The sequence below is a fragment of the Prescottella equi genome (assembly GCF_002094305.1).
Classification (GTDB): Bacteria; Actinomycetota; Actinomycetes; order Mycobacteriales; family Mycobacteriaceae; genus Prescottella; species Prescottella equi.
Genome location: NZ_LWTX01000004.1, coordinates 150,914 through 170,800 on the forward strand (window position 1 = coordinate 150,914; position 19,887 = coordinate 170,800).

Here is a 19,887-nt window from a genome sequence, read left to right on the forward strand (position 1 = left end):
TGCGGGGCCCTCGCGTCGTTCGGCTCTCAGATGTCCGTCGTCAACCGCACCCGTCCGTCGGCGTCGACGCTCCAGCCCGGGTTGTGGCAGATCTCCCAGATCACGCCGTTCGGATCGGCGAAATGCCCGTGATAGCCGCCGAACGCGGCCTGCTGCGGATGCTTGACCAGCGCGGCGCCCGCCCGCACCGCAGCGGCGACCAGGGCGTCGACTGCCTCGGCGCTGTCGACGTTGTGGGAGAAGGTAATTCCCGACGTCGCGACGTGTGTGCCGGGCCGTCCGATGTCCTCACGGAACTTCTCGGCATCGAACAGGCCCAACACCGTGCCGGGCGCAGTCTGGAAGAAGATGATCTCCCCGGGCACGTCGAGTAGGGCTTCCCACCCGAGCCCGCCGCAGTAGAACGCGCGCGCTGCATCGAGATCCGGCGTCGCAAGCGTCACGAAGTGGATGTGCTGGTCCATGCTCGGCAGTCTCGCACCGTTCCCTGCGGTGTGCAGGAAACAGCGGAAACCCCCGGAACCCCGGAAACCCCCGTGCCCTGAGTGCGGGCACGGGGGACTGAATGGATTCAGGCCTCGGGGTCCGATGCCTGGGGATCCGCCTCGGCAGGCGGGGTCCACCGTGCCGCACGAATCGCCGAGAGTTCCGCGGCGTCCTCGGTGGTGGCGATCGCGGGAAGTAGGTACTCCCACATGTCGTCGACGCGTTGCTCGATGTCGGCGCGCAGCGTGAGGACCTGCGACACGAGTTGCACGCCGGTGAACGACCCGATCACGAACCGCGCGAGGGAAGCTGGATCGACGGTGCTCGTGATCTCACCCAGCTCGATTCCGTGCTCGACGATCTGCTGCGCATTCGCGATCCACTCGACGTAGGGCTGGGCAGGTTCACTCGAACCACCGAACTCGAGGGTGAGCCGCATGCCGGCGCGCACGACCGGATCGTGAATGATCTGGCGCGCCATTTCGTGGCACAGCATCACGAGTTGCCGCAGCGGGCTCGCACCCGTCTCGGTCACCGCGCGAACCGATTCGATCGATGTACGGTGTTGCTCCTCGATGACGACGCGAGCCAGCTCGTCCTTCGAGCGGAAGTGGAAATAGAGCGCGCCCTTGGTTGTTCCCGAACCGTCGACGATGTCGCCGAGGCTCGCTCCTTCGAATCCGGATTGCTCGAACATTCGAGCCGCACCGGTGATGATCTGCTGCCGTGTTGCCACGGCGCGTGCCTGTCGTGCCACGTGTACCGCCTTTTTTCCCGACTGAACAACCTGTCTGGCCGTAGCCGGCATGCCGACTGGACGCCCATCCAGATCACGAAACGGTACCAGTGTCGAGCTACCGTTCGGTTCGCTCCGATTGCTGTCCGAAGGGCCGCGCGAAGGCGGCCAGCCGGGTGATCAGGTCTTCGAGAAAAACGGACTCATCGGTATCCCACGCAATCCGGGCATTGGGTGATCTTCCCCACAGTCCGTGACGATCGGCGACCGTCTGTCCTCGCGTGATCCGCCCCTCGGTTTCGACATCGACAGTGGCGGCTCGGTAGGTGGCGATCGACGGATCGAGGGCGACCGCCGCCGCGAAGGGATCGTGCAGATGCGCGATGAACCCTTGCGCATGGTCGCGGTGGAACTCGAAGTAGAAGCGCACCGCGTCGCAGACGTGCCGGACCAGGGGGTTCGATGCAGCGGACCGGAGTCCGGGCGGGTCGGTCGGCTCGATGTCCTCGATCGGGGCGCTGCCGGCGAGTTCCGCGAACCGTCGAACGTGGTCCGGGGTCAGCACGATCCGCTCGGTCAGGTTGAGCCCGCAGACGATGGGCGCCCGCTCGGGCGGGACGGCGGAGAACGCCGCGAACACCTCTGCCGCGGCCTCGGGGTCGACGGAGATGTTCCATTCGGCGACGGGTGTGGTGTTCCCGGGATACTCGAAGGCGCCGCCCATCACGACCAGCCCCCTCAGCCGATGGGGGAGTTCGGGGTCCGCGCGGATCGCGAGCGCCAGGTTCGTCAACGGACCGGTCACGAGGCCGACCAGTTCACCGGGCCGCTCGCGCGTGAGCTCCACCCAGGCGTCGGCTGCAGAACGCCCGGACGGGCGCAGTTCGGGGGCGGGCAGCTCGGCGTATCCGATGCCTTGCGGCCCGTGGGTGTCCTCGGTGGTGCGCAGCGGGACGGACAGTGGTCCGTCGGCGCCCACGGCGACCTCGATGCCGGTGCGCCCGCACAGCTCCAGCCACGCCAGATTGTTGGCGGCGACCTGCGCGGTGGGTACGTTGCCGGCGGTCGAGAGAACCGCGACGATGTCCGCGTCCTCGCGGGCGAGCAGGTACAACAGGGCGATCGAGTCGTCGATTCCGGTGTCCACGTCGACGATGAGCGAGGTGCGGTCGATCATCGCGGACCGCCGTCTGCGGTGACCGTGGAGCGGTGCCCGACGGCGAAGTTCACCGAACGAGCGATGAAACACATGTCGTGTGCGTCGGCATGCAAGCGCTCGGCACGCGCGACCATCGACGGCTCGGCCACCACCACCTGCGGTGCCAGCACCACCTCCGAGAACTGGCCGGAGCCATCGGGGTTCGTTTCCATTTGGCCGGTGGGGTGGTCGGTGTACCGCGTGACGACGATGCCGGCGTTTGCGGCCAGCCCGAGATACCAGAGCATGTGGCACTGGGACAGCGCAGCGACCAACAGTTCCTCGGGATTCCACGCTTCCGGAACGCCTCGGAACGCGGCATCCGCGCTTCCCGCCAGCGTCGGTTTTCCTGGAGCCGACACCGTGTGTTCGCGGTCGTACTCGCGGTAGCCGCTCGTTCCGGAACCGCGGTTCCCGGTCCACTCGACTTCGAGGCTGTAGGTGTGGTCGGCCATGCAAGCATCATGGCTCGAGCCGGGGTTCGGCGGCGCCGCGGCGTCCCGGTCCTACCATGTGACGATGAACTCGCAGCGGAGCCGTTCGGTTCGGGTCGCCTGGACGGTTTTCGGGCTCCTCGGGGTCGCACATCTCGCCGCCCAACTAGTCGATGCCGACGCGGTCGCGAACGCCACCCAGTGGTTCCTCATGCCTGTGCTGGCGGCAATCGTGTGGCTGTCGACCGAGACGCCGCGCACGCGGCTGGTGATTCTGGTCCTGATCGCGCTGGGCTTCTCGTGGCTCGGCGACACCGCCCCCGACCTCGCCGACGGGGACACGGCGTTCCTGCTGATGGTGGGCTTCTTCCTGGCGGCTCAAGCGACGTATATCGCCGCTTTCGTGCCGTTCAACGGGCGCGGGGTGATACGCCGACACGCCGGCCTGGTCGCGGTGTACGCCGTCGCCGTCGTACTGCTCGTCGCCGCGTGCGCGCCGGGCGCCGGGGCCCTACTGGTTCCCGCACTGGTCTACGGGACAGCGCTCGGGGCCATGGCGGTGCTGTCGGCGGGACTCGGGCGCACCGCGGCGATCGGCGGCGGTCTGTTCCTGGTCTCGGACGGCATGATCGCGCTCGGCGCCTTCGCCGATTGGTTCGAGCCCCCGGCGGAAGGATTCTGGATCATGGCGACGTACATCGCTGCGCAGGTGCTGATCGTGCTGGGAGTGCTCGCGCGAGACCGGGGTCACCACTCGGCCGTGTCCGCGCCCCAGGCTCTCGCCGGAAAGGGATAGTCGGGGAACTCCGGCAGCGGTGGCCGTGCCGTGGTGATCCCGTCACGGGTGACGACCGTGGCCGGTCCCGGCGCCGCCGCGACCGGCGGTTCGGCGCGCCGACCGGGAGCGGCGAGCAGCCAGGCTGCGGTGCGCGCGAGGGAGACGTCGACGTCGTGTCCGCCGCCGTCGTGGTGGCGGCGGGCGAGGGCGTCCAGCACGCCGGAGGCCAGCAGGTAACCCGACGCGTGGTCGAGGATCTGCGCGGGCAGCGCGCCGGGCCGTCCGTCGCCCTCGACCAGCGCGATGCCCGACGCGGCCTGCACGATGCTGTCGAAGCCGCGGCGGCCGGCCCAGGGGCCGCGGTGACCCCAGGCGCAGACCCGGCCGTGGATCAACCCGGGACGGTACCCGGCGGCGTCGCCGATCAGGGACTCGACGGCGCCCGGCCGGTACCCGGTGAGCAGGATGTCGGAGCGGGTGAGCAGTGTCCGGAACCGTTCGAGTCCACCGGCGTCCCGCAGGTCGAGCAGCGCCGTCCGCTTTCCCTGCCCGTTCTCGAGATGCTGCCACGCGATCTCGGGCAGGGCCGGTGGATCGATCCGCAACACGTCGGCCCCGAGCAACGCGAGCGCGCGCGACGCGACCGGGCCGGCGATCACGCGGGTGAGATCCAGAACGCGCACCCCGGTCAGCGGTTGCAAGGCGGTACCCGTCGCTCGGTGCGACGACCGGTCGCTGCGGGCGTGAACGCTCACGAGTGCGCCCGACGCTGCCGCGACACCGGCGGCACTCGATGCCCACTCCTGCTCGGTGCGGACGCGGACCGCGATCGCCTCGCCCGCGGCCGCCCGCTCCTCCACTTCTGCGCCGGACAGGGTCGCGACACGTCGGGCGAATTCTGCTCGCGAGCAGTCCGCGGGCAGGTCGACGATGTCGGTCAGTCGGGCGCGGTGGTGGGGATAGTTCGCATGCGTGCGGATCCAGCCGTCCGCGACGTCGAAGAAGCCCGACAGCTCCGCGAACCCCGCGACCGGTCGGCCGTCTCGGCGGAACATCCGGTCACCGGCGAACGAGGCGGCGATCCGCTCCGGAGCGATGGTCACCCCGTGCGGTGCGTGCCCGGTCGCGACCCGCATCGCGTCGGCTGCCGTCGCGAATGCGGACACCGCGTGCACCGCGAGGTCGAAGGCGGGCAACCGGGCCGCCAGGAACGCATGAGTCGGGGGAGTCACCTCGTGAAGGCTAGGGCCCGGCCGAGGATCCGCCTGCCGCCGACACCCGAGTTTCGCCCGCCTCGCTATTGCGGACCGAATGTGTCCGCAATAGCTCGTAGCGTGGTCTTCATCGAGCTCGACCCACACCGACCGAAGGACGAAACACCATGAGTGGAATCGACAGCGGACGCGCCGACATCCTTGCGCTGCTCGACGATCAGCGCCACAACTTCCTGATCACCGTGCGGGGGATCGACGACGAGCAGGCCCGGACGCGTTCGACCGTGAGCGACCTCACGCTCGGGGGTCTGGTCAAGCACGTGACCCACACCGAGCGGGACTGGGTGCGCAAGATCGTCGAGCGCGACGAGACCGCGGAGTTCGACATGGAGACTGCGATGGCGACGTACACGATGACCGAGGACGAGACCCTCGCCGGTCTGCTCGACGACTATCGGGCAACCGCGCAGGAGACCGCGCGGGTGGTCGCGTCGCTCGACGACCTCGACCTGCTCGTCCCGCTGCCGACCGCACCGTGGGCACCGGAACGGCAGTGGTGGACCGCACGCCGGGTGCTGCTGCACGTGCTGCGCGAGACTTCGCACCATTCGGGCCACGCGGACATCATCCGCGAGTCGTTGGACGGGGCGAACACGACGATGCAGATGGGCGCCGACGCCGGTATGGAGTTCTGACGGCGGCGAACGCGCACACCGGGAGGGTGTGCGCGTTCATACTGGTGCGAGACCGGCCTCGACGTCAGGAGGACGACGACCATGTGTCGACTGTTCGGAATGTCAGCCGCCCCGCACCGCGTGCACGCCACCTTCTGGTTGCTCGATGCGCAGGACAGCCTCGCCCAGCAGAGCCGGCGGATGCCGGACGGGACCGGTTTGGGCACGTTCACCGAGGACGGGACTCCACGGCTCGAGAAACAGCCCGTCGCCGCGTACGAGGACAGCCGGTTCGCGTGGGAGGCCAAGGAACGCGAGTCGGCCACGTTCGTCGCGCACGTGCGGTACGCGACCACGGGCGCGAACAACCTCGCCGACACCCACCCGTTCGAGCAGAGGGGCCGACTGTTCGCGCACAACGGGGTGATCGAGGACCTGCCGAAGCTGGAGGCGGAACTGGGGGACTACCGCGATCTGGTGCAGGGGGACACCGACTCCGAGCGCTACTTCGCGCTCATCACCCGGCACATCGACGAGAACGACGGCGACGTGGCTGCCGGGATCACGGCCGCGGTCGGCTGGATCGCCGACAACCTGCGGATGCTCTCGATCAATTTCGTCCTGATCGAGGCGGAACAGATGTGGGCGTTCCGCTACCCGGACACCGACGACCTCATGGTGCTGCGGCGCCGTCCCGGAGGCCCCAGCGGGCGGCGACACCTCGACCACGCGAGCACTGCGGGCACCGTCCGGGCCAGGTCGGGTGCGCTCGCAACCCTGCCGGCGGTCGTGGTCGCGACCGAACCGATGGACGAGGATCCCGACTGGGAGTCGTTGTGCCCGGGCGAGCTTCTGCACGTGGGGCCGAACCACGAAGTGACCCGCACGATGATCCGCGAGCGACCGCCGAACCATCGGTTGACACTCGCGGATCTGTCCGAGCACGCCGCGTCGTCGCAGGGGCAGAGCGGCGCCTGACGGTCAGGCCGGTTCGGCGTGGATCTCGAATCCCGCAGCGCGCAGGCGGTCGGCCAGCACGTCGCCCATCGCGGTCGCGGGGGTGAGGACGCCGGCACGATCGGGTAGCTCGTCGCGCTGCAACGCCAACGCCAGCGCCGACTCGCCGAACATGACCGCCGTCGCCGCGTACCCGGGGTCGCCCTGCGCGGCGATTCGGCTGGTGTAGCGGGCGCCGGACGTCGTGTCGCCGTACAGGTCGATCGTGAAGTGGCCGCTGCGCCGCGCCTTCTCGCTCGGTCCCTCTCCCGGCTTGGGCAGCACACGGTCGAGCACCCAACGGGTCGGCGGGAACAGCAATCCGCCGACCAACGCACCCATGCCCGCGGCCACGGCTCCGGCCAGCACGGGGGACGCGAACGACGACCCGACGTTCATCACCTCGCGGTACCGGAAGTGTTTGCCGTATGCGTAGCCGGAGAGGGCGTTGGAGCGGCGGACCACCCGCGTGTTGTACGGGCCCATGAAGAAGGGTGCCTTCCATCCCGCCATCCCCGGCCTGATGTCCGACCCGCGCACGAGGGCCATGTCGGGCTGGCGGCCGAGATCCGGTTCCGCCGCCCGATCCGGGCTGAGCGAGTACGGCGAGACGGTGATCCGGCGCAGCTCGGCATCGCGCTTGGTGGCATCGAGTTGGGTCCGCAACGAATCGATGGTGCCGCCGCTGACGCCGCCACGCATCGAGGTGACCACCAGCGTGGTGTCGGTGAGGTCACCGGCACCGTCCGCCTGGACGCGCCGGTGCAGCACGTGTACGCCGAGATCCGAAGGGATCGAGTCGAATCCGCACGAGTGGACGATTCGGGCGCCACTCGCGACGGCCTTGTCGTGGAAGCGGTCGATGCTCTCCCGCGCGAAGGGCGTCTCCCCGGTGAGGTCGACGTAATCGGTTCCCGCTTCCGCGCACGCTGCGACGAGCGGCAGCCCGTACTTGGCGTACGGCCCGACGGTGGTCGCGACCACGTGGGTGGCGGCGGCGAGATCTCGCAACGACTGCTCGTCCTTCGCGTCCGCCCGCAGAAGCGGCCAATCCGCCGCGGTCGGACCCAGTTCCGCCCGGACGCGTTCGAGCCGGTCGATCGAGCGGCCCGCCAGGCCGATGCGGGTACCGCCCGGCGCGCTGCGTGCGAGGTACTCGGCGACCAGGCGCCCGACGAATCCGGTGGCGCCATAGACGACGACGTCGAGCGTGCGGGTGCGCTGTTCAGAGGTCATACGACGACCCTACTAGCGGGTAAGAAATCGTGCGAGGAAAGTCACACGGGGGCGCGGCGGCCGCTACCGCGATGCCGGAGCGTCACGAAACCGATCCACGACGCCACCACGCACAGCGCGACGAGTGCCCGGACCACGTCGAGGGCGTCGGTCGGGTAGAGCACACCGGTCAGGTAGTGCGCGATGAATCCGTCCGACGGCAGTTGCTGCTCCCCGGCCTTGCCCCGGGCCCAGTTCTCGAGGTGCGTGAGAGGGCAGTCGAATCCGACGACCACCGTGGCGGATCCCCATGCCACCGCCGCGACGTGCAGCCAGATCGTCCGACGCCATCGCCACGCGAGAAGGCCACCCGCCACCACGTACCCGAGGAACGCCAGGTGGACGAGGACCGTGGCGTCCACGAGAAACCCATACGGCACCGCGCCACCTCCCCGGCGAATCGGGACGGGTCTTCGGGAGTGGGACCTGGGTCCAGGCTACTGCGGTTCCTTCACCACCAGCACCGGAACGTCGACCTCGAGCAGGATGCGTTGCAGCGACCGTTCGAGCAGGAACTTGCCGATGGGAGACATCCGTTTGCTGCCCGCCACGAACAGTCCGGCGCCGCTGTCGGCGACGAGGTCGACGAGAGCGCCGACGCGGTCCCCGCTGTGCTCGCACGTCCGCAGTTCCCACGGGGATTCGCCGACTCCGCCGGCGTCGAGCACGGTCTGTACCTCCGCGCGCAGGGCCTCGCGGTCGGCGTCGCTGCCGGCATCGTCGAGCACCTGCAACACGAGCAGCTGTTCGCGACGCTGCATGGCTTCCCGCGCGGCGTACACCATGGCCACGCGGCCTTCCGGGCTGTCGCTGTGTGCAACGGCAATCGCCATCAGGCCTCCAGAGCAGGGAGTGATCGGTACGCCCACCCAGTATCCCCGCTCCGCGGCGGAATGCCGGTGTGGCACACGTCGCTCTCCGCGCTCACCAGGGTGACGGCCGGTAGTCCTTGAGGAAGCACCCGTAGAGATCCACGCCCGCCTCGCCCTGCACGATCGGGTCGTAGACCCGGGCCGCGCCGTCCACCAGGTCGAGCGGGGCGTGGAAACCTTCGTCGGCCAGGCGCAGCTTCGTGTAGTGCGGGCGCTCGTCGGTGATCCAGCCGGTGTCGACGGCCGTCATGAGGATGCCGTCGTCGAGCATCTCCTTGGCGCTCGTGCGGGTGAGCATGTTCAGCGCGGCCTTGGCCATGTTGGTGTGGGGGTGGCCCGGGCCCTTGTAGGCGCGGCTGAACTGGCCCTCCATCGCCGAGACGTTCACCACGTACTTCCGCCGAGCCGCGGCCGCCGCCATCGACGGACGCAGCCGCGAGACGAGGATGAACGGCGCGACCGAGTTGCACAGCTGCACCTCGAGCAACTCGATGGGATCGACCTCGCTCACCGTCTGGACCCAGCTGTTGGTGTGCGCCAGATCGGGCAGCAGCCCGCCGGCGTCGATCGCGACACCCTGTTCGATCCGGGCCGGGGTTGCGGAACCGGCGACGAGAGCGAGGGAACTCACCTCTTCGGCGGTCAGATTCGCGGACGCGGCCAGCGCGGACGTGGACAGCGAACCGGCCAGCGCGGCCGGGTGCGCGTCGCTGGTCTTGCCGAACGTCACGACGTCGGGCAGCTCGCCGGCCGGCAGCGGCCCGGACTCGGCGTCGGCCAGCGCGCTGTACGCCCCGGGGGAGCGGCGCACCGTCTGCGCAGCGTTGTTGATCAGGATGTCGAGGGGCCCCTGCGCCGCAACGGAATCGGCCAGCGCGACCACCTGCGCGGGATCGCGCAGGTCGATGCCGACCACCCTCAGGCGGTGGATCCAGTCGGCGCTGTCCTCCATGGCCTTGAAACGCCGGATGGCGTCGTTCGGGAACCGGGTGGTGATCGTCAGGTGGGCGCCGTCGCGCAGCAGCCGCAACGCGATGTACATGCCGATCTTGGCGCGGCCTCCGGTGAGCAGGGCCCGGCGCCCGGTCAGATCGGTGCGCTGGTCCCGCTTCGCGTGACTGGCGGCCGCGCAGTCGGGGCACAGCTGGTGGTAGAACGCGTCCACCTGGGTGTACCGCTGCTTGCAGATGTAGCACGGGCGCGGCCGGATGAGCGTTCCCGCGGTGGCGCCGACCGTGTTCGACGTCAGCGGGATTCCGGCGGTCTCGTCGTCGATGCGGTCGGGCGAACCCGTCGCGGTTGCGGCGACGACGGCGCGATCGGCCTCGGAGACCGCGTCGCGCGTCTCGTTGCGGCGACGACGCTTGAGCTTCTTGAACAGGTTGCCGACGGCGCGCTGCAGTGCGACGGAGTCGGGGTGGTCGGCGTCGAGCGAGGATGCCTCCGACAGCACTCGCAGGCAGACGTCGAGGTCGGTGGGGTCGATCCCGGTCATCGGTTGTGCCATCGGTGGGTAACTCAGTCCTGATCTCGAGTGGAGGCCGCTCGCCCCGGATGTGGGTGGGCCGACCGGACATTCTACCGACCGCACGAGTCGCCGATTCACGCTCGCCGGGCTGGTGACACGGCAGCCCCGCCGGAGGAGCATGTGAGCTACCAGGGGGACTGCCCCCGGGCAGCCCCCGCTCGAGAGATGACCCTCGAGGAGGGTGAGGACAATGAACGAGTCGAACGGTTCCTCCGGACGATCCGCGACGGACCGGTCGGGGTCGGGCGCCGTCGTCGGTACCTTCGAGGCGCTGCACGGCGAGGCCGTCGTACCGGTCGAAGCGCCGCTCCAGAAGGACGGGCCGTTTCTTCCGGAACTGACCGAGGTGGACCTGCTGGTGCGGGCGCCGGATGCGCGCCGCGACTTCAACGTGTCGGGATCCGGAATCACCGTCGCGGTCCTCGACACGGGCCTGCGGTCGACGCACGTCGACTTCGCGGGACGTGTCGTGCCGGGCCGCAACTTCACGTCCGACTACGGAGGTGACCCGTCGGAGGTGACCGACGGCCACGGCCACGGCACGTCCGTCGCGGGGATCGCCTGCGCCGGGCGGATCCACACCGGGATCGCACCGAACGCGCGGATCGTGCCCGTGAAGGTCCTGTCGAACGCCGGCACCGGGCGGTTCGCCGACGTCCGTGACGCGCTCGACTGGCTCCTCGACCGCCGCTCCATGCTGGGGATCTCGGCGCTGTGCCTGGCCACCGGCGCGGCCGACAACCGGACCACCGACACCGACATGCCCGGTGACGCGATCGGGGCGCTGCTGCAGGAGCTGACGGACGAGGGCGTGTGCTGTTGCCTCGCGGCCGGCAACGACTACTACGCGCACGGCGGAATGCAGGGAATGTGTTACCCGGCGATCTTCCGGCAGACCATCAGTGTCGGTGCGGTGTACGACGCCGACGAGGGCAGCTTCCGGTACCGCGACGGCGCCAAGGCGTTCGCATCGGACTCCGACAGGCTGACGCCGTTCACGCAGCGCCTGCACCGGACGATCGGAGGGCCTTGCGCGACGGACACATTCGCACCGGGCTCGCCGATCACGTCGTCGGGCATCCTCAACGACACCGGTGAGTCGATCCAGTACGGCGCGAGCCAGGCGACACCCGTCGTGCTGGGCGTGGTGGCGTTGCTGCAGTCGTTCCACCTGCGGACGACGGGGCATCTGCCGACGGTCGCGGACGTCAAGCGGTGGCTGGCCCGAGGCTCGACCGTCGTGTACGACGGTGCGGACGACCACGACAACGTCAATCACACCGAGTCGACGTTTCCTCGCGTGAGCGCGCTGGGCTCGCTGTTGGTGTGTGCCAAGGATCTCGCGGTGCGGGAACTGGCGGAGGCGCACCGCGTGGATCGGAGAGCCGGGACCATGCGCTCCTGACGACGAGAGCGGACCGATCTCGGGGGGTGGATGGAGAACGACGAAGACCCCGGTTCGATGAACCGGGGTCTTCGTCGTCTGTCTCAACTCAGAGTGTCCGAGGGGGGACTTGAACCCCCACGTCCGTTAATAGGACACTAGCACCTCAAGCTAGCGCGTCTGCCATTCCGCCACTCGGACTCGTTGCTTTCCCGCCTGTTCGCGGGGCCTTCAGTTGTTTTTCGTCTGCCCCCGTTCTCCGGGTGCCTGGAAAGATTATCCGATATTGCGCCAGGTCCAAAATCGGCTGGTCAGGGGTGGTTTTTGCGGCTTATATGTGGGCTTGTCGGTTCATCGGTGGGGCGCCCGACGGTGGTAGGAAAGTGGGGTGGCAGCAAATGGAGAAGCAGTGACGTCGGATCGGTCGTCGGAGGGGTCCCCGGGCCGCGCCGAATCCGAGGTCGTCGAGCTCGTCAGTTCCCTGATCCGGTTCGACACGTCGAACACCGGTGAGCTCGAGACGACCAAGGGGGAGCGAGAGTGCGCCCTGTGGGTGCAGGCGAGGCTCGAGGAGGTCGGCTACGAGACCGAGTACGTCGAGTCGGGCGCCCCCGGGCGCGGAAACGTCTTCGCGCGACTGAAGGGCGCGGACCCGGCGCGGGGGACGCTGCTGATGCACGGCCACCTCGACGTCGTCCCCGCGGAGCCCGCCGACTGGAGCGTGCATCCGTTCTCGGGTGCAGTCGAGGACGGCTACGTGTGGGGCCGCGGCGCGGTCGACATGAAGGACATGTGCGGCATGATGCTCGCGCTCGCCCGGCAGTTCAAGGCCGAGGGCACGGTGCCCCCGCGCGACATCCTGTTCGCGTTCGTCGCGGACGAGGAGGCCGGCGGCAAGTACGGGTGCCAGTGGCTCGTCGACCACCGGCCCGATCTGTTCGAGGGTGTCACCGAGGCCGTGGGCGAAGTAGGCGGCTTCTCGCTGACCGTCCCGCGCGCGGACGGCACGGAGAAGCGCCTCTATCTCGTCGAGACGGCCGAGAAGGGACTCGGGTGGATGCGACTGACCGCGAAGGCCACGGCGGGCCACGGATCGTTCCTGCACGAGGACAACGCGGTGACGATCCTCGCGGACGCGGTATCCCGGCTGGGCAACCACACCTTCCCGCTCGTGATGTCCGACTCGGTTGCCGAATTCCTCACCGTCCTGGCGGAGGAGACCGGTGTCGACTTCGATCCGCACTCCCCGGACATCGACGGCACCCTCGCGAAGCTGGGCAGCATCGCGCGCATCATCGGTGCGACACTGCGCGACACCGCGAACCCGACGATGCTGAAGGCGGGCTACAAGGCCAACGTCATCCCGCAGACGGCCGAGGCCGTGTTCGACTGCCGCGTACTGCCGGGGCGGCAGGCCGCGTTCGAGCGGGAAGTGGACGCGCTGATCGGCCCGAACGTCACTCGCGAATGGATCACCAAGCTGGACTCGTACGAGACGACGTTCGACGGGGATCTGGTCGACGCCATGAACGACGCGATCCTCGCGCACGATCCGAACGGGCGCACCGTGCCGTACATGTTGTCGGCAGGAACCGACGCAAAGGCATTCGCGCGCCTGGGAATCCGCTGCTTCGGCTTCGCGCCGCTGCGGCTGCCGCCGGACCTGGACTTCGCGGCGCTCTTCCACGGTGTGGACGAGCGTGTGCCCGTCGACGCCCTGCGCTTCGGCACCCGGGTGATGGAACATTTCCTGATGCACAGCTGATCGAGAGAGAGGACTCCCACATGTCGCACAACCCGTACGACGACCTTCCCGCCCTGCCGTCCTTCACGCTGACGTCCGACGACGTGACGGACGGTGCGCCGCTGAAGAACGATCAGGTCAGCGGGATCTTCGGGGCGGGCGGCCACGACGTGTCCCCGCAGTTGTCGTGGTCGGGATTCCCGCCCGAGACCAAGAGCTTCGCCGTCACGATGTTCGACCCGGACGCCCCGACCGCATCCGGTTTCTGGCACTGGGCGGTCGCGAACATCCCGGTCGGCACGACGTCGCTGGCCGCGGACGCCGGAGACGAGAACGGATCCGGGCTGCCCGCCGGCGCCGTGACGCTGGAGAACGACGGCGGTCTCGCCCGGTACCTGGGTGCATGCCCGCCCAAGGGGCACGGGCCGCACCGCTACATGTTCGCGGTCCACGCGGTGGACGTCGATCACCTCGACATCACCGCGGACTCGAAGCCGGCATTCCTCGGCTTCAACCTGTTCTCGCACGCGATCGGGCGCGCGGTGATCACCGGAACCTACGAGCAGAAGTAGCTTTCCACCGTCGAGGGCCCGCCACCGGATCAACGGTGACGGGCCCTCGACGCGTGCGGGGCTACGTTCGTGCCCCGGCGCCCACGGCATCGGCGATGGACCGGAAACCGGCCTCGCGAACCTTGCGGGCCAGGCCCTTGTGCAGCTTCTTGGCGTAGAAGGGGCCGCCGTAGATGAAGCCGGTGTAGCCCTGCACGAGCGTCGCGCCCGCGAGGATTCGCTCCCACGCCTGGTCCGCTGTCTCGATACCGCCCACCGAGATCAGAACCAACTTGTCGCCCACCCGGCCGTGCAGGCGGCGCAGCACCTCGAGTGAACGCGCGGCCACCGGCGCACCGGACAGTCCGCCCGCACCGATCTCCTCGATCCTGGACTGCGGGGTGTTCAGCCCCGTCCGCGAGATCGTGGTGTTGGTGGCGACGATGCCGGCCAGCCCCAGCTCCACCGCGAGATCGGCGACCGCGTCGACGTCCTCGTCGGACAGGTCCGGCGCGATCTTCACGAGCACCGGGATGTGCACGGTGTCGAGCACAGCCTGCAGCAGCGGGCGCAGCGATTCGACGGCCTGCAGATCACGCAGGCCCGGCGTGTTGGGGGAACTGACGTTGACGACGAGGAAGTCGGCCAGCGGGCCCAGCAACCGGGCGCTCGCGGTGTAGTCGCCCGGTGCGTCCTCGGCCGGGACGATCTTCGTCTTGCCGATGTTGGCGCCGATCGGCACGTCGCCGCGACGGTGACGGAGGTGGTTGGCGGCATTGCCGGCGCCGTGGTTGTTGAAGCCCATCCGGTTGACCAGGGCCCGGTCGTCGGGCAGCCGGAACAGTCGCGGGGCCGGGTTTCCGGGCTGCGCCTGCGCGGTGACGGTGCCGACCTCGGCGAAGCCGAAGCCCAGTGGACCCCACGTGTCGACACCCGTCGCGTCCTTGTCGAAGCCGGCGGCCAGGCCCACCGGGGCCGGGAAGTCGACGCCGAACGCCGTGGTGCGCAGCGCGGGATCGTCCACGACGAGCACCTTCGCGACCAGCGCGCGGATCGGCGCGAAGCGCGTGACGAGCCGCATCGCCGCGAACGCGAGATGGTGGATGCGTTCCGGGGGGACCCGGAACATCAGACGAAGAAGCAGGTAGTACACGAATCTCCTCGAGGCAGGATGCCGGAAACGTGATGGGTGGTGTCGATCAGCCCGCGAGCGGGATGCGCTGCAGGCCGTCGCCGGTGGCCGACCCGACGACGAGCGTGCCCGTCGCGGTGTCGACCGTGACCGAGTTCGGCTGACGGACGGTGTCGAAACGGTTCTTCTCCACGGGCACGCCGGTGGACAGGTCGTAGCCGACGACCTTGTTGTTGCCCGTGAGTGTCACCCACACCAGGTCGGTGCGATTGTCGTACGCGAGCGCGTAGGGGGCGTGCGGGACGGGGTAGCGCTGGCGCATCATCAGCGGATCGGTCGTGAAGACCAGCAGTTCGTCCCCCGCGGTGTCGGTGACGAGGATCCGCTCGTGCTCGTCGGTGACGAGTTGCGTGGCGCCCTCGCCGGCGCGCAACGCCATGCCGAGCGACGAGTCACCCAGATCGATTTCGGTGAGCGACGTCTGACGGCGGTCCAGGGCGCTCAGATCTCCGTCGGTGAGGGCGAGTTCGTCGACCGATGCGAGCCCGGAGATCGTCTCGGTGACCTCGCTCGTGGTGGGGTCGACGAGCTGAACCTTGCCGCCGGCAAGACCCACGGCGAGCTTGCCGTCGGGCAGGAAGACAGCGGACCGGGCGTCGCCGTCGACGGTGACTGCCGACTTCTCCCCGGAGGCCGCGTCCACGATCTGCACCTGGCCGTCCATCGGGAGCAGCAATCGGCCCTCGGCGGCGACGGTCATGTCGACGGCCCGGCCGTCGAGCGTGACGGAGCGCGGCTCACCCGCACCTCGCAGCAGCAGGTTCGCGCCGCCGTCGGTGAGAATCGCCGTGGTGTCGGTGGCCGGGTCGAACGCGAGAGCGTCCACCGGGCGACCGAGGGACTCGACCGATCCGGACGGTATGGCGGCGGCCGGGGCGACTGCAGCGGTGGCCGGTTCGATCGTCTGGAGATCGTCACCGTCCTTCTCGCTCGAGCACCCGGTGAGCAACAGCAGCGCGGCCCCGATCGTGCAAGCGGTGATGCGCGGTGCGGTTACTCGCATGGGTGTGCTCCTCGGAGATGATGCAGGGGTGCTGCGTGGTCGCTCGCCTCTAGCATCCATGATCGACACCGACCGTCGGAATCCGAGTCGGCCTGTTCGTGAGGCGCGCGACACCCACACGCGGTCAGTGCGGCGTGGCAGTACCGTCGTCGCGGCGCGGAAGGACCAGCGTGGCGCCCGAACGGGGATGCTCGAACACTTCGACCGGATGCCCGTACACGCGGCTGAGCAGTTCCTCGGTGAAGACCTCGGCGGGTGTGCCGTCGGCTGCGGCACGCCCATCCTCGAGGATGCAGATGCGGTCGGCGTAGGCAGCGGCCAACCCCAGGTCGTGCAGCACGACGACGACAGCGGTGCCGTTCGCGGCCCGGGCCCGTGCGATCGTCATCACCGACTCCTGATGACCCAGGTCCAGCGCCGCAGTGGGCTCGTCGAGGAGGACCGTCTCGGTGTCCTGCGCGAGGACCCGGGCCAGGGCGACGCGGGCCCGTTCCCCGCCGGACAGGACGCTGAACGGTCGATCGGCGAGGTGCGCGACGTCACAGATCGCCAGGCTCTCGTCGACGACCGTCTCGTCGTCGGCGCTGCGATCGGTGCGCTGCCACGGGGCGCGTCCCATGCGCACCACGTCGCGAGCGGTGAACGAGAATCCGACGGTGTGCTGCTGCGGCAGCACCGCGCGGCGACGCGACATCTCGGCCGGTGTCCACGCGGAGAGCGGCCGGCCGTCGAGTTCCACGGTGCCATTCGCGACGGGCTGGTCCCCGGACAGTGCGGCCAGCAGCGTCGACTTGCCGGCGCCGTTCGGCCCGACGAGGGCGAGGACCTCGCCCGCGCGAACCGTGATGTCGACGCCGTCGAGGACGATGCGGCCGCCGCGTTCGACGCTGATGCCGGCGGCCCGCATGGTGACGGCGCCCGGCTCGGTACGTCCCGGTCCCGTGACCTCGCGACCGAACAGGTTGCGGGCCCGGTCGAGCAGCGATGCCATCAGGCCCACCCTCCCTGCCGGGACCGGGTGCGGCGGAGGAGCCAGAAGAAGAAGGGCCCGCCGACGAGCGAGGTGAGCATGCCGAGCGGCAGATCGGCGTTCTCCACGAGGGTGCGCGAACCGAGGTCGGCGGCGAGGAGGACCACCGCGCCGCCGAGCACGCTGGCGGGTAGCAGCAGACGGTGTCCGGGGCCGACCAGCATGCGCATCACGTGCGGGACGACCAGGCCGACGAACAGGATGATGCCGGTGAACGCGACGCCGGACGAGACCAGCACCGCGACGATGACGATGGCGATCAGGCGCAGCTTCTCGACATCGACGCCGAGATGCCGGGCCGCGCTCTCGCCGAGGGCGAGCAGGTCCAGCTTGGGGGCGATCAGCATCGACGCCGCGATACCGGCGATCGCCATGGGAGCGACGATCGCGACGGCATTCCAGGTGGCGCCGTTGAGACTGCCGAGTTGCCAGAAGACGATCTGGTCGCGGGCCGCGGGGCTGGCCACGAACGTGAAGAACGCGATGAGACCACCCGCGAAGGCGTTGATCGCGACGCCGGTGAGCACGAGCGTGACGACCTCGGTGCGGCCGTCCGAGCGGGCGAGCAGGTAGACCAATGTCGTGGTGACGAGGCCGGCCACGAACGCCGCGCCCGCCACCGCGGGGCCCGCGGTGAACGCGCCGCCCAGGACGATGGCCGCGCTGGCGCCGACGGCCGCGCCCGCGGAGACGCCGATGACGCCGGGTTCCGCGAGCGGATTGGAGAACACGCCCTGCAGGAGAGCGCCCGAACAGCCCAACGCCGCCCCGACGAGGATCGCGAGGATCACCCGCGGGAAGCGCACCTGCCACAGCGTCACCTCGCCGCTGGGATGCGACGGCAGGGGTCCGATGTCGAGTCCGACGCGGTGCGCGATGCTGCCGAGGACCTCGGCGGGGCTGGTGGGCACCTGGCCGATGCATGCCGACGCGAGCGCCAGCAGGGCCAGCAGGACCACCAGCCCGACGACGACTGCGCCGGGCCGCACTCTCGGCCGGCTGGCGACGGCGGTGCTCATTCCGCGTCGGGGTGGTAGATCGCCTCGGCCAGTGCCGCCAGAACCTGGCCGGTGTTGGAACCGAAGCTGAGCAGCATGGTGTCGGCCATGTCGACGACACGTTCGTTGCGGCCCGCGGGTGTCTGTGCGATGCCCGGGATCTTCTCGAGCCCGTCGACGCCGCCGATCGACTGGAGGCCACCGCTCATCATCAGGATGACGTCCGGGGCCGACGCGATCATGGCCTCACTCGTGATGGGAACGAACTCACTGGTCAGTCCGGACGCGGTCCCGGCGTCGGTGGCCCCGAGCGCGGCGATCAGCGAATCGGCTCCCGAACCGGGGCCGGCGAGCATGGTGATCGACGGCCCACGCATGTAGAGGAAGGCGATCTTCAAGTTCTCGGACCCGGCCGGGACCATGGCCTTCGCGTCCGCGATCTCCTGTTCGGTGCGCGCGACGAGCTGCTCTCCCTGGCCCGGCACGCCCAGCGCCTGCGCCACGGCGGTTATCTGCCCCGGGACGCCCGCGAGGGTGCGCGTCGGATCGAAGAAGATCACCGGGACACCGGCCGCACGCAACTGGTCCTGGACGGACTTGGGGCCGATGCTGGTGTCGGTCAGCACGACGGTGGGTGCGAGGTTCAGGATCGCTTCCGCGTTCATCGCCTGGCCGCCGGGGGTGACGTTCGGGATGTCCTTCGCAGCCGGGAACGCCGACGCCGTGTCGCGGCCGACGACGTTGTCGCCGAGTCCGAGGGCGAACACCGTCTCCGTCAGCGTGCCGTAGCGGTCCGCGGTGACGATGCGACTGGCATCGGTCACGGTGACGTCGACGCCGTCGAAGCTGCGCACCGTGACCGGCAGTTGGGGCACGGGGTCGTTCGAGACGGGTCGCGGATCGGCGTCGGCGACCACCGCGGTGGTCCGGCCGCGCTGCTCGGTGTCGCCGGTGGGGACCGACGTACACGCGGCGAGCGAGACCACGGTCGCGGCCGAGGCGGCCACGACGAGGAGCCGGGAGAGCACAGATCTCATTTCACAAGGTAACGATCGATGTCGGCTTCGAGGTCCGCGAAGAGGGCACCGTTGAGACCGTAGGCGAGGTTGACCTCGGCGATGAAGCGAGCCTGTTCCTCGGGGGAGAGCGGTGCTGCGTCGAGGTTGGCGCGGTACTCGTCCTTGAAGACCTTCGGCTTGGCGATCCGGTCGAAGATGTAGAAGCGCAGTCCGTCGACCTCGTAGCCGTAGGCGCGCTCGAGCATGCGGCGGATGATCTGGCCGCCCGAGAGGTCGCCCATGTAGCGCAGGTAGTGGTGCGCCACGAAATCGGCGGCAGAGTCGAACGCCACCTCCTCGAGGCGGGCGACGTATGCGGCGGTCGCGGGAGTCGCGACGACCTGGTCGCGCCAGCCGGGTCCGAGGAGGAATTCGAGGTCCGCGGCGAGGGACGGCAGCCGGACGAGATCGTCGGTGATGAAGGGCGCGGCGATGGGGTCGGCGACGTGCGCCTCGGCAGCGCGCTCGAGTGCTTCGTACACCAGGTACGTCTGCGCCAGCAGGGCCGCGTAGCCCTCCTCGGTGAGCTTGCCCGCGAGGAGATCACCCACGAATCGGGACTGCTCGGTGGCGCGGTGAGCAGCATCGGTCTCGCTCTTGATGCGCTCGGCGAAACCGGCGAGTTCGCCGGCTTCGGTACCCTGGTCCAGCACGTCCATGTGATCTCCTTCACGTCGACATCCGTCGAACTCAACGGACACGAGGTTAGCCTATCCTCGCATGGTTGTCGTCGCTA

21 protein-coding genes and 1 tRNA gene are annotated in these 19,887 nt (G+C 69.3%); 6 read left to right on the forward strand and 16 right to left on the reverse strand.

Going from position 1 to position 19,887, the window contains the following annotated elements; translation table 11 throughout:
* Window positions 1–26: 26 nt before the first annotated feature.
* The 4 genes from A6I89_RS12910 to A6I89_RS12925 form a co-directional block, all read right to left on the reverse strand.
* Window positions 27–464: a VOC family protein gene (locus tag A6I89_RS12910; RefSeq protein WP_022595871.1), complete on the reverse strand. Its 438-nt coding sequence runs from the start codon at window positions 462–464 to the stop codon at window positions 27–29.
* 107 nt (window positions 465–571) lie between these two features.
* Entirely contained in the window at window positions 572–1,243 is a 672-nt protein-coding gene (locus A6I89_RS12915) for a ScbR family autoregulator-binding transcription factor (RefSeq protein ID WP_232244719.1), read from the reverse strand.
* 97 nt (window positions 1,244–1,340) lie between these two features.
* Entirely contained in the window at window positions 1,341–2,399 is a 1,059-nt protein-coding gene (locus A6I89_RS12920; RefSeq protein WP_022595875.1) for a nucleoside hydrolase, read from the reverse strand.
* Complete coding sequence (locus A6I89_RS12925) at window positions 2,396–2,875, reverse strand: OsmC family protein (RefSeq protein WP_022595877.1); 480 nt, start codon at window positions 2,873–2,875, stop codon at window positions 2,396–2,398. The genes A6I89_RS12920 and A6I89_RS12925 overlap by 4 nt, the downstream gene beginning before the upstream one ends.
* A gap of 64 nt (window positions 2,876–2,939) precedes the next feature.
* Here A6I89_RS12925 and A6I89_RS12930 point away from each other — a divergent pair, with 64 nt between their 5' ends.
* Window positions 2,940–3,650: a lysoplasmalogenase gene (locus A6I89_RS12930; protein ID WP_044991015.1), complete on the forward strand. Its 711-nt coding sequence runs from the start codon at window positions 2,940–2,942 to the stop codon at window positions 3,648–3,650.
* Here the strand turns inward: A6I89_RS12930 and A6I89_RS12935 are convergent.
* On the reverse strand, window positions 3,602–4,864 hold the full coding sequence (locus tag A6I89_RS12935) for a CoA transferase (RefSeq protein WP_044990965.1): 1,263 nt from the start codon (window positions 4,862–4,864) through the stop codon (window positions 3,602–3,604). The two genes, A6I89_RS12930 and A6I89_RS12935, sit on opposite strands and share 49 nt — an antisense overlap.
* A 149-nt stretch (window positions 4,865–5,013) precedes the next feature.
* Here A6I89_RS12935 and A6I89_RS12940 point away from each other — a divergent pair, with 149 nt between their 5' ends.
* Complete coding sequence (locus A6I89_RS12940; RefSeq protein ID WP_022595883.1) at window positions 5,014–5,541, forward strand: DinB family protein; 528 nt, start codon at window positions 5,014–5,016, stop codon at window positions 5,539–5,541.
* An 81-nt stretch (window positions 5,542–5,622) separates the two neighbouring features.
* Window positions 5,623–6,498 (forward strand): class II glutamine amidotransferase, encoded by an 876-nt coding sequence (locus A6I89_RS12945; RefSeq protein ID WP_005513291.1) that lies wholly within the window; start codon window positions 5,623–5,625, stop codon window positions 6,496–6,498.
* 3 nt (window positions 6,499–6,501) lie between these two features.
* Here A6I89_RS12945 and A6I89_RS12950 read toward each other — a convergent pair whose 3' ends face one another.
* The 4 genes from A6I89_RS12950 to A6I89_RS12965 all read right to left on the reverse strand — a co-directional run bounded on the left by A6I89_RS12950 (window position 6,502) and on the right by A6I89_RS12965 (window position 10,170).
* Window positions 6,502–7,752 (reverse strand): saccharopine dehydrogenase family protein, encoded by a 1,251-nt coding sequence (locus tag A6I89_RS12950; RefSeq protein ID WP_022595885.1) that lies wholly within the window; start codon window positions 7,750–7,752, stop codon window positions 6,502–6,504.
* Window positions 7,753–7,793: 41 nt separating this feature from the next.
* Window positions 7,794–8,171 carry a DUF2784 domain-containing protein gene (locus tag A6I89_RS12955; RefSeq protein ID WP_044990968.1) on the reverse strand — a complete coding sequence of 126 codons (378 nt, stop codon included), beginning with the start codon at window positions 8,169–8,171 and terminating at the stop codon, window positions 7,794–7,796.
* Window positions 8,172–8,228: 57 nt separating this feature from the next.
* The gene (locus A6I89_RS12960; RefSeq protein WP_005513287.1) at window positions 8,229–8,624 is read right to left on the reverse strand and encodes a universal stress protein; all 396 of its coding nucleotides are present in this window, start codon (window positions 8,622–8,624) and stop codon (window positions 8,229–8,231) included.
* 91 nt (window positions 8,625–8,715) lie between these two features.
* On the reverse strand, window positions 8,716–10,170 hold the full coding sequence (locus tag A6I89_RS12965) for an SDR family oxidoreductase (protein ID WP_022595891.1): 1,455 nt from the start codon (window positions 10,168–10,170) through the stop codon (window positions 8,716–8,718).
* A gap of 211 nt (window positions 10,171–10,381) precedes the next feature.
* Here A6I89_RS12965 and A6I89_RS12970 point away from each other — a divergent pair, with 211 nt between their 5' ends.
* Window positions 10,382–11,596 carry a S8 family peptidase gene (locus A6I89_RS12970; protein WP_022595893.1) on the forward strand — a complete coding sequence of 405 codons (1,215 nt, stop codon included), beginning with the start codon at window positions 10,382–10,384 and terminating at the stop codon, window positions 11,594–11,596.
* A gap of 94 nt (window positions 11,597–11,690) precedes the next feature.
* Here A6I89_RS12970 and A6I89_RS12975 read toward each other — a convergent pair.
* Window positions 11,691–11,776, reverse strand: a tRNA-Leu gene (locus A6I89_RS12975).
* A gap of 208 nt (window positions 11,777–11,984) precedes the next feature.
* Here A6I89_RS12975 and A6I89_RS12980 point away from each other — a divergent pair.
* Window positions 11,985–13,340, forward strand: coding sequence for a M20/M25/M40 family metallo-hydrolase (locus tag A6I89_RS12980; protein WP_013415991.1), 1,356 nt, complete (start codon window positions 11,985–11,987; stop codon window positions 13,338–13,340).
* A gap of 20 nt (window positions 13,341–13,360) precedes the next feature.
* On the forward strand, window positions 13,361–13,891 hold the full coding sequence (locus A6I89_RS12985) for a YbhB/YbcL family Raf kinase inhibitor-like protein (protein WP_005513280.1): 531 nt from the start codon (window positions 13,361–13,363) through the stop codon (window positions 13,889–13,891).
* Window positions 13,892–13,952: 61 nt separating this feature from the next.
* Here the strand turns inward: A6I89_RS12985 and A6I89_RS12990 are convergent, their stop codons facing one another.
* The 6 genes from A6I89_RS12990 to A6I89_RS13015 form a co-directional block, all read right to left on the reverse strand.
* On the reverse strand, window positions 13,953–15,023 hold the full coding sequence (locus tag A6I89_RS12990; protein WP_013415992.1) for a quinone-dependent dihydroorotate dehydrogenase: 1,071 nt from the start codon (window positions 15,021–15,023) through the stop codon (window positions 13,953–13,955).
* 46 nt (window positions 15,024–15,069) lie between these two features.
* A complete protein-coding gene (locus A6I89_RS12995; RefSeq protein WP_022595895.1) occupies window positions 15,070–16,065 on the reverse strand; it encodes an NHL repeat-containing protein in 996 nt (331 codons plus the stop codon).
* A 124-nt stretch (window positions 16,066–16,189) separates the two neighbouring features.
* Window positions 16,190–17,056: a heme ABC transporter ATP-binding protein gene (locus A6I89_RS13000; protein ID WP_022595897.1), complete on the reverse strand. Its 867-nt coding sequence runs from the start codon at window positions 17,054–17,056 to the stop codon at window positions 16,190–16,192.
* Window positions 17,056–18,114, reverse strand: a complete 1,059-nt coding sequence (locus A6I89_RS13005; RefSeq protein ID WP_022595898.1) for a FecCD family ABC transporter permease — start codon at window positions 18,112–18,114, stop codon at window positions 17,056–17,058. Before A6I89_RS13005 ends, A6I89_RS13000 begins: the two co-directional genes overlap by 1 nt.
* Window positions 18,111–19,130 (reverse strand): heme/hemin ABC transporter substrate-binding protein, encoded by a 1,020-nt coding sequence (locus tag A6I89_RS13010; RefSeq protein WP_041674236.1) that lies wholly within the window; start codon window positions 19,128–19,130, stop codon window positions 18,111–18,113. Before A6I89_RS13010 ends, A6I89_RS13005 begins: the two co-directional genes overlap by 4 nt.
* Complete coding sequence (locus A6I89_RS13015) at window positions 19,127–19,810, reverse strand: biliverdin-producing heme oxygenase (protein WP_005513272.1); 684 nt, start codon at window positions 19,808–19,810, stop codon at window positions 19,127–19,129. The genes A6I89_RS13010 and A6I89_RS13015 overlap by 4 nt, the downstream gene beginning before the upstream one ends.
* Window positions 19,811–19,887: the final 77 nt, after the last annotated feature.